The following is a 13,731-nucleotide window of genomic DNA, read 5'->3' as shown; positions in this document are numbered from 1 at the left end:
GGAGGTATATTATGGATAATACGATAGAGAAACAGACAAGTATTTTAAGTAAATATTTTAATATGTTCATAGATAAAATTCCGGAAATAATTTTGGCATTTATAATTGTAATAATTGGCATAATTATAGCTAAAATCACAAAAAAAGTATTAAATAAAGTGCTGGCAAAATATAAAAATAGTAGTGGTTTAATAGGTTTTTTAATAAACTTTATACAATTTATAATAATTATACTAGCTATAATGCAGGCTTTCACAAGTCTTGGTATGAATACTACATCACTAGCTGCAATGCTCGGTGCTGCCGGATTTAGTATAGGTCTGGCATTTAAGGAAATATTATCTAATTTGGGAGCAAGTATGATAATATTATTTTTTAAACCTTTTAATATAGGAGATTTTATAATGTGTGAAGGACTTGAAGGTGAGGTAAAAGAAATACAGATGTTTTCTACAACTATTAGAACTGTAGATAATAAACATATAATAATTCCTAATTTTAATATTACATCAAATCCGGTAATAAATTATACATCACAAAATATAAGAAGGATAGACTTTATGTTTAATGTTGAGTATGGAACAGATGTACAAAATTTATATTCTATAGCGAATAGATTGTTTAAAGAAGATAAAAGAGTTTTAGATAGTCCGGAAGCATTGATTGGTATAGATTCTATGAATAATGATATGATAAAGTTTATAGCCAAACCTTGGGTGAAAACGGAAGATTATTGGCAAACTTATTATAGTTTGATGGAAAAATTCAAGGAAGAATTTGATAAAGAAAAAATTAATATGGCAAAGGTAAGTGTAATTACACCTATTTAGATAAATATTTATATAGATATCAAATTTTAATGTATATAACATCAAAAAAATACTCTTGATAATATTTTTTTGATGTTATATAATGTAGTCATAATAAGCAATGACGGAACTTAGTAAGTTGATTGATGTATTTAGAGAATGGATGGTTGGTGAAAATCCATTACATTATCTTCTGAATCTACTCCAGAGCTTCTAGTTTGAAACAGTACTAGACGTATTACCTGCGTTAGAGGTTTTGAGGTGGATTTAATATAAATCAACTAGGGTGGCAACGCGGAATATTACTTTCGTCCCTTATTAGGGATGAAGGTATTTTTTTATACAAAAAAGTTGTTTGTATACTAAGTAATGTTAAAAGGAATTATAAAATTTTAGAAAAGAGGTAAAAATTATGCTTGATGTAAGAAGAATAAGAGAAAATCTTGAAGAGATTAAAGTTTTAATGGGAAGAAGAGGCGAAGGAGAATTTAATCCAAAGGATTTAGACGAAGTTATAGAATTAGATGATAAAAGGAAGGATATATTAAAAGAAGTTGAAGTTTTAAAAAATAAATCTAATGTTGATTCTAAGAAAATACCTAAAATGATGAAAAATGGAGAAAATACAGATGCTGTCAAAGCGGAATTAAAAGAATTGTCAGATAGAATAAAAGTGTTTGATGTTCAATTAAAAGAAGTAGAAGAAAAATTACAGTACAGACTTCTTAGAATACCTAATGTGCCAAATCCGGATGTACCACAAGGAGAAACAGATGAAGATAATGTAGAAATTAGAAAATGGGGAGAAATACCTGAATTTAATTTTGAATATAAAGCACATTGGGATATTGGTACGGATTTAGATATTTTAGATTTTGAAAGAGCAGGTAAAATAACAGGCTCAAGATTTACTTTATATAAAGATAAAGGTTCAAGATTAGAAAGGGCTTTAATATCATTCTTTTTAGATTATCATACTGAAAATCACGGCTATATAGAAGTAATGCCACCATTTATGGCCAATTCAAATAGTTTTATGGGAACTGGACAGCTACCAAAATTTGCTGAAGATATGTTTAAACTTGAAGATTCAGATTATTTTCTTGTACCCACAGCAGAAGTTCCGGTAACAAATATATATTCTGGAGAAATTCTTGATTTTGATAGACTTCCAATAAAACATTGTGCATACACTCCTTGTTTCAGATCAGAAGCAGGTTCTGCAGGCAGGGATACGAGAGGTCTTGTAAGACAACATCAATTTAATAAGGTAGAATTGGTAAAATTTGCTAAACCGGAAGATTCTTATGAAGAGTTGGAAAAGTTGACTAATGATGCGGAAAAAATGCTTCAATTATTAGGACTTCCTTATAGAGTAGTAAAGATTTGTACTGGAGATTTAGGATTTACTGCTGCTAAAAAATACGATTTGGAAGTTTGGATGCCAAGTTACAATAGATATGTAGAAATTTCATCTTGTTCAAATTTCGAAGATTTTCAGGCAAGGAGAGCAAATATAAGATTTAAGAGAGACAGGAATTCTAAAACAGAGTATGTTCATACTTTAAATGGTTCAGGACTTGCAGTAGGAAGAACTTTTGCTGCTATACTTGAAAATTATCAGCAGGAAGATGGTAGTGTAATTGTTCCGGAAGTTTTAAGACATTATATGGGATGTGATATAATAAAAAAATAGTGATTTCCTATTGTTTTTTATTAGAAAATATAGTAAAATGCATTTAGAGTGTTGATTATGTTCGCACGAAGGGGGACACCACCAAGGGTGTCACTTTCCTTCGTGCGTTTTTTTTTCGAAAAATATAAAACAAAAAAGAGGTGAAAAAAATGATAAAGGTAAACGGTGAAAATTTAAATATAAACAATATTAAACTTTCGGATTTTCTTAAAAAAGGTGGTTTTGATGAAAATAGAGTCGCAGTTGAATTAAATGGCACAATTATTAAGAGGGGGAGTTATGGAGATTATATCTTAATAGAAGGTGACAAAGTGGAAATAGTATGTTTTGTGGGAGGAGGTTAAATATAAAAATGGAGCAAAATTTAATAGAGATAAATGGAACGTTTATCAACGAAAAATGTATATACTCCAGGAATATTGAAAATTCATATGAAAAGCTAAAAAATTCAAGGGTTTGTATTTTAGGACTAGGAGGATTAGGTTCTAATATTGCAAATAGTCTTGCAAGAAGTGGAATTGGAAATTTAAAAATTGTTGATTTTGATAAAGTAGAAGTTAGCAATTTAAATAGACAATTGTACAGATTGATTCACATAGGAATGAAAAAAACAGAAGCGTTAAAATCTATTATAGAAGAAATTAATCCTTTTATAAATATAATATGTGATAGTAGAAAAGTAGACACAGAAAATATCCTGGAGATTGTAAGAGATTATGATATTATAGTAGAAGCATTTGATAGTGCTGAATCAAAAGCCATGGTTATATCTGAAATACTATCAGATGATGAAAAAAAATATATAGTATCGGGTTCAGGTATGGCTGGAATAGAAGATTCTAATAAAATAAAAACAACGAAAAAATTTAAGCACTTATTTGTTTGTGGAGATGAATATTCAGATTTTGATAAGTATAATGCAATAATGTCTCCAAGAGTAAATATCTGTGCAGGTCATCAAGCTAATATGGTTTTGAAAATATTATTGGAAGAAATGTGATTATAGGCCATAACTATAATATGAATAATAGTCTAATTTAGTGATTATAAAAAATAATCATAAAGTGATAAAAATCAAAAATAGGAGGTAATATTATGGAAGATAAATTGGTAATTGGTGGTAAGGAGTTCAATTCTCGTTTTATATTAGGATCTGGAAAATATTCATTAGAGTTGATTAATAATGCTATAGAATATGCAGGTGCCGAGATGGTTACATTAGCATTGAGAAGAGCAGTGGGAGGAGATATTGAAAACATATTGGATTATATACCGGAAGGAATAACTTTACTTCCAAATACATCCGGTGCAAGAAATGCAGAAGAAGCAGTTAGAATTGCCAGGTTATCTAGAGAATGTGGATGTGGAGATTTTATAAAGGTAGAAGTTATTAGAGATTCAAAATATCTTTTGCCTGATAATGAAGAAACCATAAAAGCTACAGAAATTCTTGCTAAGGAAGGATTTATTGTTATGCCTTATATGTATCCGGATTTAAATGTTGCAAGAGACTTAAAAAAAGCCGGAGCTGCTTGTATTATGCCTTTAGGTTCCCCAATTGGATCAAATAAAGGACTGGCTACAAAAGAATTTATACAGATATTAATTGATGAAATAGATTTACCTGTCATAGTAGATGCAGGGATAGGTAAACCATCTCAGGCTTGTGAGGCCATGGAAATGGGAGCAGCAGCTGTGATGGCAAATACTGCTATAGCTACTGCAGGAGATATACCAATGATGGCCGAAGCTTTTAAAAAAGCTATAGAATCTGGAAGAAAAGCCTATATTGCAAAATTAGGAAGAGTTATTGATAGAGGAGCGGTTGCCTCTTCGCCTCTTACAGGTTTTTTGGAAGATTAGGGAGGATATAGAAAATGAACAATAGAACTAATCATATGGAATATATGCCGGATATGCAAGTAATAGATGAAAGTGTTATGAATAAAGTGATAGATCAAATGGAAAAATATGATTATTCCGAATTTAGAGAAGAAGACGTAAAAATTGCTTTAGAAAAGGAAATTCTCACTCCAAGGGATTTTCAAAGTCTTTTATCCCCAGTTGCCGAGAAGTTTTTGGAAGAAATAGCTCAAAGAGCAAGAATTGAAACCAGAAAGCATTTTGGTAATTCTATATATATGTTTACTCCACTTTATATATCTAATTATTGTGAAAACTATTGTGTATATTGTGGATTTAATTCACATAATAAAATTAATAGATCTAAACTTAATATGGAACAAATAGAAAAAGAATTAAAGGTAATCTCTAAAACAGGGCTAAAAGAAGTTTTAATTCTTACAGGTGAAAGTCGAAAGCATTCAAATATAGAATATATAGGTGAAGCTTGTAAATTAGCAACAAAATATTTTAATGTTGTAGGTGTGGAAATATATCCTCTGAATGTGGATGAATATTCTTATTTAAATTCATGCGGTGTGGATTATGTAACAGTATTTCAAGAAACATATAATTCAGATAAATATGAAACTGTTCATCTTGCAGGTCATAAAAGGATTTTCCCATATAGATTAAATGCCCAGGAGAGAGCCTTAATGGGAGGTATGAGAGGAGTTGGATTTGCAGCTCTTTTAGGTCTTGATGATTTCAGAAAAGATGCTTTTGCAACGGGATATCATGCTTACTTATTACAGCAGAAATATCCACATGCCGAGATAGCTATTTCATGTCCTAGATTAAGGCCTATAATTAATAACGAAAAAATTAACCCTAAGGATGTTCATGAAACCCAACTTTTACAAATTATATGCGCTTATAGGATATTTCTTCCTTTTTCCAATATAACCATATCTACAAGGGAAAGTGCAAAATTCAGGGATAATGTAATCAAAATAGCTGCCACAAAAATATCAGCCGGTGTTAGTACGGGTATAGGGAGTCATTCTGATGAAGTTGAGGAAAGCAGAGGAGACGAACAGTTTGAAATATCCGATATCAGAACGGTCGACGAAGTTTTTTATTCTATAAAAAATAAAGGACTACAGCCGGTTATGAGTGATTATATAAATTTAACACAAAAATAAAATAATGGATTTTAGGGGCTTTATAGCCCCTTTAAATAATGTTATATTTTTATATAGAGGTATTAGAAAAAATTGGGGAGATATGTATGAAAGAAATTAATTTAAAAATTGTTTCAAATAGAAAATTATGTAAAGTTAATTTAAAAGATAGATTAAGTGAAGTATATGCAAAATATGTAAAAGGAGTTTGTTTAGAAGGATTTCATATTGATTCTCTTATATTGAGAGAAAAAGATTTATCAGAAAATGAATATGAAAAATTATTACTTGAAATTATCGATATTAATAAAAATCACTCTATAGATTTAATACCACATACTTTTTGGAAATTATGTATTAAACACAAGATAAATAGAGTGCATCTTCCATTAAAAATATTTCAAGATTTATATAATGAAAAAAATGCTGAATTCCTATCGTTTTTCGATATATTAGGGGTTTCTGTACATACGGTTGATGAAGCCATACTGGCTGAAAAATTAGGAGCTACATATCTTGTATTTGGTCATATTTTTTCTACTGACTGCAAAAAAAATCTTGAACCCAAAGGTATCGAAAATTTAAAATATATATGTGAGTCTGTATCAATACCCGTATATGCAATAGGTGGAATAGATGAAACTAATGCTTATATCACTATAAAAAATGGAGCTTACGGCGTGTGTATGATGTCAAATATTATGAAAAAAGTTTAAATGTTAAGTGGAGAAAAAAATGAAAGAATATTATATGATGGAAGCCTATAAAGAAGCCAGAAAGGCCTATGCACTTAAAGAAACTCCCATCGGTGCTATTGTAGTTTTTAATGGAGAGATTGTAGGTAGGGGTTATAATCAAATAGAATTAACCAATGATCCTATAAATCATGCAGAAATAGTAGCACTTAAAAATGCTGCAAAAAATTTGAAAAGATGGAGACTATATGATTGTGAAATTTATATAACTATGGAGCCGTGTATAATGTGTGCTGGTGCCATTGTTAATTCGAGAATTAAAAAAATATATATAGGAGCAGGTCATAAAAAAAATCATATTGTAAATAAACATAATGAATATAAACTGGATATTTATAGAGATAGCAAGATTGAGTATGAATTTGGGATACTTGAAGAATTATGCTCATCTATATTGACTAATTTTTTTAAAGAAAGAAGAAATTTATATTAATTATATGTTTTCAGAAATATATTTTTAAAAAAATATATTTAATACTTTACTAAAGCCTTTTATATGTGGTATATTACTTTTGGAGAGGTGTCCGAGTTGGTTTAAGGGGCTCGCCTGGAAAGCGAGTGTGTGGGAAACTGCACCGAGGGTTCGAATCCCTTCTTCTCCGCTTTTTTGTATGTATTTATTTATAATATATGTATTTGTTTTATTTTGGAGGGAGTCATGGAAAAAAATACTAAAATCAGTGGGAAAGCTCTAATTCCATTTGGGGTATTTATAGCCATATACCTTATCACAGGAATAGTGCTTAATTCTCAAGGAGTTGAGATGGCATTTTATCAATTACCTTCTCCGGTTGCCGTAATGGGAGGTATAATAGTAGCATTTTTAATGTTTAAAGGAAGTATAAATGATAAGTTTAATATTTTTATTAAAGGATGTGGAAATGAGAATATAATAATCATGTGTATTATATTTTTGTTAGCGGGGGCATTTACCACTGTTTCGAAACAGATGGGAGGTGTAGATTCCGTAGTAAATTTAGGAATGTCTTTTATAGCTCCTCAATTTATAACGGTAGGTATTTTTATAATATCTTCATTTATAGCTATTTCAACAGGTACATCAGTTGGAACGGTTGTTGCTGTAGCACCCATTGCATTAGGGTTTGCAGAAGCTGCGGGGCTTAATCAAATGATGGTTATAGGAGCTACAATTGGTGGAGGTATGTTTGGAGATAACTTATCTATAATTTCGGACACTACTATAGCTGCTACCAGAACCCAAGGAGTAGAGATGAAGGATAAATTTAGAGCTAACTTTGCAATTGCACTTCCTGCCGCACTGGTCACAATAGTTTTATTGTTAATTTTTGGTAGACCTGAAGTGATTCCAGAATCTACTGCATATTCTTATAATATCATTAAAGTTCTTCCATATATATTTGTTTTAGTAGCCGCATTAATGGGGGTAAATGTATTTGTCGTTCTTACAGGAGGAATTATTTTTTCAGGAATTATAGGTATAGCTGACGGTTCGTTTACGACATTAGTTTTTACTCAACAGATTTTCGAAGGATTTAAGGGGATGTTGGATATATTCTTGCTTTCTATGTTTATGGGAGGTCTGGCTGCCATGGTTGAAAAAGAAGGTGGAATAAACTGGATATTGCTAAAAATAAAAAAGATAATAAAAGGGAAAAAATCTGCAGAGCTTGGAATTGCAGCTATGATTTCACTTACAGATATGGCTACTGCAAATAATACAGTCGCTATACTTATAAATGGGCCTATAGCAAAAGAAATCAGTGAAGAGTATGGTATAGAACCAAAGAGAACGGCTTCAATACTGGATATATTTTCATGTGTATTTCAGGGGATAATACCATATGGTGCCCAAGTACTATTTGCTTGTGCTACTATTAAAGGATTAAACAGTCCATTTGATGTAATTTATTTATGTTGGTATCAGTATGTACTTGCTATATTTGCTTTGATTTCAATATATATTCCTTATACGAGGTATTTAGATAAAAATAAAAAATAATTCTTTATATTGAATAATTATGATCATTATGTTATGATTAGAATTACGTAATGCACCTTGGTGCAATTGTTTAATTATATTGTTTCAATTTTGTTATTAACTTAGATTGAAATTAAATATGTTGATTACATTAGGTTATAATTTTTCTGTACTAGATGGGGAGATAGCGGTGCCCTGTAACCCGCAATCCGCTTTAGCGGGGTTGAATTCCATCCTGAGGTGATTTTTCTGTGATGCAGTCTTATGCAAGTAGTGTTGATTGATGGGTCCCAAGCAATGAGAGCTCATGAATCCCGTCAGATTCGGAAGAAAGCAGCGGTAAGTGATAACTTTCATGTGACTTGGGGATGCCTATAGGGAGCCAACTACATAGGCAACGGTTGGAGAAGGTTATCGAAGGATGGTGTACAGTTTAAACATATAAATTTGCAATCCCAGTTAATGGGGTTGTTATTTTTTTTGGAGGAGTAAGATATGCATAAGGCTTTATATAGAGAGTATAGACCTGTGAAGTTTGATGATGTAATAGGTCAGGAACATATAATCAGAACTTTAAAAAATCAAATAAAAGAAAATAATACAAGCCATGCTTATCTATTTTGTGGTACTAGAGGAACAGGAAAGACAACTACTGCAAAAATACTTTCAAGAGCTATAAATTGCGAAAATCCGGATGGAAATAATCCATGCAATAAGTGTAAAAGTTGTAAATCTATATTAGATGGATCTAACTTAGATGTTGTAGAAATAGATGCTGCGTCTAACAATAGTGTAGATGACATTAGAGAATTAAGAGATACGGTAAAATATACTCCTAGTAATTCTAAATATAAGGTATATATAGTTGATGAAGTCCATATGTTGTCTCAAGGGGCGTTTAATGCACTTTTGAAAACATTAGAAGAGCCTCCATCATATGTCATTTTTATACTTGCAACTACAGAACCTAATAAAATACCGGCTACGATATTATCAAGATGCCAAAGGTTTGATTTTAAAAGAGTATCTATACAGGTACTAACCGATAGAATGAAGTTTATATGTAGTAGAGAGGATATTGAGATAGATGAAGATGCACTTAGAATAATTGCTAGAAATGGTAATGGTTCTGTAAGAGATTCATTAAGTATTCTAGATAAGTGTATATCTTTTTCTGATGGAAAACTGACATCAAAAGAAGTTTTAGATTTATTAGGAGCAGCTGATCCTACCCAGCTTTTTGAGTTAGGGAAATCTATAATAGATTCTGATATGGGGCTTTCTATGAAGTTGATAGACGATTATTTTGTATGGGGAAAAGACTTAAAAGTATTAGCTCAAGATTTAGTTCAATTTTTTAGAAGTATAATGATGATAAAAATTTCCGGTTCAGCAGAGCAATTAATAGATATTTCTTCTGATTTTATGGAAAGATTAATAGAAATATCAAAAAATATAAATATGGAAGAGATAATTAATATTTTAAATATACTTTCTGAATTATTGGATAAATTAAAATATTCTTCTGATCAAAGAATGTCTTTCGAAATATATATAATGAAACTCTCTTCTCCATCAATTGATTATGATTCTGATAGACTTGTCAAGAGGATAGAAAAAATAGAAAAAATTGTGGAAGATGGTAAAATAAATATATTATCTAATACTCCATCAAATATTACCATAAGTCCAGCATTGGAACATCATAGTGTCACAAATAAAAATAAAATGGAAAATAATCCTGATGAAGATAGAAGTACAGATGTTTTAAGTAAAATAGAGGATGATGAATATATTGAAATAATAAAATCAGGGTGGAATAAATTGCTTAATCAATTAGAACATGATAAAAAAGTTCCACTGAGAGTTTTTTTGTCAAATTATTATGATATTAAATTTAAAAATGGAATATTATATATAATAATAGATGATGATTACTCATTTTCAATAGAAAGACTAATGGAAGAAAGTAATTTTAAATACCTAAATGATACTATTAGGAAAATATTCAATTCTGTTGTAGAGTTAAAATTCATTTTAAAGGCAGATGTTCCTGATATTGATTTAGGAATAGTTGAGAATAAAGAAGAAGATAATATTTTATTATCTACTCTTGAAAAAAAATATCCTCATATGGTAGAGTATGAAGAGGATGATAAAGTATAATTGATATGAAATATATTTGAAGTTTTTTAAAGTAAAGAAATATAATTATAAAAAATAATTAATTTAGGAGGAATAATTATGGCTAAAAAAGGTGGATTTGGCGGAGGAATGCCAGGTGGTATGAATATGAACAATTTATTAAAGCAGGCTCAAAAGATGCAGGCTGATATGCAAAAAGCTCAGGAAGAATTAGAAGCAAAGGAGTTAGAAGCTTCAGTTGGCGGTGGTGCAGTTGTTGTAAAAATAAATGGTAAAAAAGAAATAGTAGATATAAATATTAAACCTGAAGTAGTAGATCCGGATGATGTAGAAATGCTACAAGATTTAGTAATGAGCGCAGTTAATCAGGCTATAAGAGATATTGATGAAATGCAAAAATCTCAAATGAACAAATTGACAGGGGGAATGAACCTACCATTCTAGGTTGATTTTTATGGAAAATTACAGTGAACCAATAGATAGATTAATTAATGAATTTTCAAAATTACCGGGTGTTGGTAGAAAAACAGCCCAAAGATTGGCTTTTCATGTTATAAATATGAACCCCTCAGATGTAGCAGGACTGGCTAAAGCTTTAATCGATGTTAAAAATGAAATCAAATATTGTAATATATGTTGCAATATATCTGATTCTGATATTTGTTCAATATGTTCTAATACACATAGAGATTCAACCACTATTTGTGTAGTTGAAGATCCTAGAGATGTAGCCGCTATGGAAAGGACTAAGGATTATGATGGAAAATATCATGTTCTAAATGGAGTAATATCTCCTATGGATGGAATAGGACCTGAAATGTTAAATATTAAAGAACTTATGTCAAGATTAGGTGATGGACAAGTAAGGGAAATAATAATGGCTACAAATCCTACAATAGAGGGAGAAGCAACAGCGATGTATATTTCAAGGCTGGTAAAACCAATGGGAATAAAAGTAACTAGAATTGCTCATGGGTTGCCGGTTGGCGGTGATATAGAATATGCAGATGATGTAACTATATCAAAGGCCTTAGAAGGAAGAAGAGAAATATAATTCTCAAAAGGATGATTAAATGGATAATTTTTATGACGAAAATAAAGCATTAGATCTTATAACGAAAAAGAAATTTAATAAAAAGAAGATAAATATATCTAAAAAAGGTTCTCGTTATAAAAGGGTGAATGATAACAGTGTATATAGAAATAATGCCAGAAATTTTCAATACGACTATGAAGAAGATTTTTATGAACCGAAAATAGATGGATAATATACAATATTTGAAAAGTTATAACTAAAAATTGTTTTTAATGAATAAAAAACCATCATATATTTCATACAATTTTGTATGTTTATATGATGGTTTTGCTTATATTACGATTATTAAATGCAATATTGCTTATTTTATAAAAAATTCAATTCAGATTTCAAAACCTGTGCATTTTCTTCTAGTTTTTCAAAAACAGTTTTTTTAGTGCATAAAAGTGTATAGTCTACAGTATAGTTATTAAATATTTCAAGAGATAAATTTGCAATATTTTCTGCAGAATTCAATTTTTTTATAAGCCTAATATTATCTTTCATTCTCTCAATTCTGTCCGGATTATCAAGTAATACTTTAATGACGGATTTAATAGAAAATTTATTTGTAGTTCTAACGGCTACACCACAATTAGTTAAAAAATCTAAATTTTCTTCTTCCTGTCCCGGAATATAGTAAGGAATAACCATAGGAACATCTTTTAATAAAGCTTCTGTAGTTGTAAGACCACCCGGTTTTGTGACTAAAATATCTATAGCAGGGAGAATATCATTCATAATATTCGTAAATCCAAGTATCTTGATATTTATATTTGTATTATAATCTAGAATTCTATTTTTCAATGAAAGTTCTAGAGATTTATTTCTACCGGTGATTACCAATACTTGAAAATCTCTTTCTATTGAAGCTATATCATCTAGTGTACCCTTTATATTTCCGGCACCGAAACTTCCGCCCATAAGTAGCACTGTTTTTTTTGCAGGATCTAAGCCTAACTCTTCAATTACGATATCTCTAGTTCTATTTTCCAAAAATGATCTTTCAACCGGAATGCCAAATGGTTTTATCTTTTCTGAAGGTATACCGTCTTCTACCAACAGTTCTTTAACATATTGATCGCCACAAATATAGTAATCAATTTCATCTTGAAGATAAGCTAAATGAGCAGTATAGTCAGTTAATACAGAAATTAATGGTGGAAAAGAATGAGTAATTTCATCTCCTGTTTTTACAAATTCTGAAAAATCTCCTTCCAGACTTTCGCCTCTTGCTCCTTTTTTTAATCTACTTAGAGCTACTAATGGAAATGCATGAGTACCTATTATTAAATCTGGTTTCTCTTCTTTAAGTAATTTTTTGAATTTTCTAGCCATCAAAAGAGAGAGAGGATTATTTTTAAATTCATTAACTGAAAAAAATTTCTTGTCTGAAATTGTATAAACCTTTCCGTATGCTTTAGGAGTATATTTAGCCGAAATTTCATAACCTTCCGAAATAACCTTGTCTATTGTTTGATTAATAAGTTTGAAACTATCTATAATCTTGCATTCTATCTTTTCGTTTTTAAAAGTTCTTTTTTCGAGCTCTTCTGCAATAGCTTTTGCAGCTCTATTATGTCCACCACCAGTAGATGCAGTCATTATCAATACTTTTTTCATTACGACCTCCTTTTATAGTGTTGTACTACTAAAAATAAATTATAAAACAAAATTGGATTAAATTGAATAGATTTCTTAAAAATGATACTATTTTTAAGAAATCTATTCAATTTAATTCTGATAAAAATGTATTATGTATATATTATATTAACTATACTTTAAAATAAATTTAAGTTTGATAAAAAATATGAATAAATAAATAAAATTGTATTGACTTTTGATTATAAGTTTGATAATATAATACTTGTTCAATGGGAGCAGGAAATTTATTAATATGTTTTAAACACGCGGGTGTAGCTCAATGGTAGAGTTCTGGCCTTCCAAGCCAGCTGTGAGGGTTCGATCCCCTTCACCCGCTCCAAAGTGGGAGTATAGCTCAGCTGGGAGAGCATCTGCCTTACAAGCAGGGGGTCACAGGTTCGAGCCCTGTTACTCCCACCAAGAAAAATATAATGCGGCCTGGTAGTTCAGTTGGTTAGAATGCCAGCCTGTCACGCTGGAGGTCGAGGGTTCGAGCCCCTTCCAGGTCGCCATATTATCTAGAGGATTTTAGTATAAATAATTCTAGAAAAGAAAGTAAAAAATATGCTGGTGTGGCTCAACGGTAGAGCAGCTGACTTGTAATCAGCAGGTTGTAGGTTC

Annotated in this window: 14 protein-coding genes, 4 tRNA genes, 1 other RNA gene and 1 other annotated feature; of the genes, 18 read left to right on the top strand and 1 reads right to left on the bottom strand. The window is 30.4% G+C overall.

Annotated features, from left to right (window positions below; genetic code table 11):
- The first annotated feature begins 11 nt into the window (after window positions 1–11).
- The 15 genes from HLB29_RS08070 to HLB29_RS08000 all read left to right on the top strand — a co-directional run bounded on the left by HLB29_RS08070 (window position 12) and on the right by HLB29_RS08000 (window position 11,659).
- Complete coding sequence (locus tag HLB29_RS08070; RefSeq protein ID WP_185624663.1) at window positions 12–830, top strand: mechanosensitive ion channel family protein; 819 nt, start codon at window positions 12–14, stop codon at window positions 828–830.
- A 91-nt stretch (window positions 831–921) separates the two neighbouring features.
- Window positions 922–1,128: a binding site (T-box leader), on the top strand.
- A gap of 93 nt (window positions 1,129–1,221) precedes the next feature.
- A complete protein-coding gene (gene serS / locus HLB29_RS08065) occupies window positions 1,222–2,505 on the top strand; it encodes a serine--tRNA ligase (RefSeq protein WP_185624662.1) in 1,284 nt (427 codons plus the stop codon).
- A 149-nt stretch (window positions 2,506–2,654) separates the two neighbouring features.
- Window positions 2,655–2,849, top strand: a complete 195-nt coding sequence (thiS, locus tag HLB29_RS08060) for a sulfur carrier protein ThiS (RefSeq protein WP_185624661.1) — start codon at window positions 2,655–2,657, stop codon at window positions 2,847–2,849.
- Window positions 2,850–2,857: 8 nt separating this feature from the next.
- Window positions 2,858–3,505, top strand: coding sequence for a sulfur carrier protein ThiS adenylyltransferase ThiF (thiF, locus tag HLB29_RS08055; RefSeq protein WP_185624660.1), 648 nt, complete (start codon window positions 2,858–2,860; stop codon window positions 3,503–3,505).
- A gap of 95 nt (window positions 3,506–3,600) precedes the next feature.
- Complete coding sequence (locus HLB29_RS08050; protein ID WP_185624659.1) at window positions 3,601–4,368, top strand: thiazole synthase; 768 nt, start codon at window positions 3,601–3,603, stop codon at window positions 4,366–4,368.
- 14 nt (window positions 4,369–4,382) lie between these two features.
- On the top strand, window positions 4,383–5,552 hold the full coding sequence (thiH, locus tag HLB29_RS08045; RefSeq protein WP_185624658.1) for a 2-iminoacetate synthase ThiH: 1,170 nt from the start codon (window positions 4,383–4,385) through the stop codon (window positions 5,550–5,552).
- 86 nt (window positions 5,553–5,638) lie between these two features.
- Window positions 5,639–6,247 (top strand): thiamine phosphate synthase, encoded by a 609-nt coding sequence (locus HLB29_RS08040; RefSeq protein ID WP_185624657.1) that lies wholly within the window; start codon window positions 5,639–5,641, stop codon window positions 6,245–6,247.
- Between the two features lie 19 nt (window positions 6,248–6,266).
- Window positions 6,267–6,719: a nucleoside deaminase gene (locus HLB29_RS08035; RefSeq protein WP_185624656.1), complete on the top strand. Its 453-nt coding sequence runs from the start codon at window positions 6,267–6,269 to the stop codon at window positions 6,717–6,719.
- Window positions 6,720–6,800: 81 nt separating this feature from the next.
- Window positions 6,801–6,888, top strand: a tRNA-Ser gene (locus HLB29_RS08030).
- A 56-nt stretch (window positions 6,889–6,944) separates the two neighbouring features.
- Window positions 6,945–8,267, top strand: a complete 1,323-nt coding sequence (locus HLB29_RS08025) for a Na+/H+ antiporter NhaC family protein (protein WP_185624655.1) — start codon at window positions 6,945–6,947, stop codon at window positions 8,265–8,267.
- Between the two features lie 146 nt (window positions 8,268–8,413).
- Window positions 8,414–8,678, top strand: an RNA gene (gene ffs, locus HLB29_RS08020) — signal recognition particle sRNA large type.
- A gap of 63 nt (window positions 8,679–8,741) precedes the next feature.
- A complete protein-coding gene (gene dnaX / locus HLB29_RS08015) occupies window positions 8,742–10,412 on the top strand; it encodes a DNA polymerase III subunit gamma/tau (RefSeq protein WP_185624654.1) in 1,671 nt (556 codons plus the stop codon).
- A gap of 78 nt (window positions 10,413–10,490) precedes the next feature.
- On the top strand, window positions 10,491–10,835 hold the full coding sequence (locus HLB29_RS08010) for a YbaB/EbfC family nucleoid-associated protein (RefSeq protein WP_185624653.1): 345 nt from the start codon (window positions 10,491–10,493) through the stop codon (window positions 10,833–10,835).
- A 10-nt stretch (window positions 10,836–10,845) separates the two neighbouring features.
- Window positions 10,846–11,445: a recombination mediator RecR gene (gene recR, locus HLB29_RS08005; RefSeq protein ID WP_185624652.1), complete on the top strand. Its 600-nt coding sequence runs from the start codon at window positions 10,846–10,848 to the stop codon at window positions 11,443–11,445.
- Between the two features lie 19 nt (window positions 11,446–11,464).
- Window positions 11,465–11,659, top strand: a complete 195-nt coding sequence (locus tag HLB29_RS08000; RefSeq protein ID WP_185624651.1) for a hypothetical protein — start codon at window positions 11,465–11,467, stop codon at window positions 11,657–11,659.
- A 134-nt stretch (window positions 11,660–11,793) separates the two neighbouring features.
- Here the strand turns inward: HLB29_RS08000 and HLB29_RS07995 are convergent, their stop codons facing one another.
- Complete coding sequence (locus HLB29_RS07995) at window positions 11,794–13,089, bottom strand: MGDG synthase family glycosyltransferase (protein WP_185624650.1); 1,296 nt, start codon at window positions 13,087–13,089, stop codon at window positions 11,794–11,796.
- Between the two features lie 287 nt (window positions 13,090–13,376).
- Here HLB29_RS07995 and HLB29_RS07990 point away from each other — a divergent pair.
- The 3 genes from HLB29_RS07990 (at window position 13,377) to HLB29_RS07980 (ending at window position 13,622) form a co-directional block, all read left to right on the top strand.
- Window positions 13,377–13,450, top strand: a tRNA-Gly gene (locus HLB29_RS07990).
- Between the two features lie 4 nt (window positions 13,451–13,454).
- Window positions 13,455–13,530: transfer RNA gene (locus tag HLB29_RS07985), tRNA-Val, on the top strand.
- 15 nt (window positions 13,531–13,545) lie between these two features.
- Window positions 13,546–13,622: transfer RNA gene (locus HLB29_RS07980), tRNA-Asp, on the top strand.
- Window positions 13,623–13,731: the final 109 nt, after the last annotated feature.

The sequence above is a fragment of the Peptostreptococcus canis genome (assembly GCF_014229965.1).
GTDB classification, from domain to species: domain Bacteria; phylum Bacillota; class Clostridia; order Peptostreptococcales; family Peptostreptococcaceae; genus Peptostreptococcus; species Peptostreptococcus canis.
Note: the sequence above shows the minus strand (reverse complement) of the source record. Positions and strands in the feature narration are given on the sequence as shown.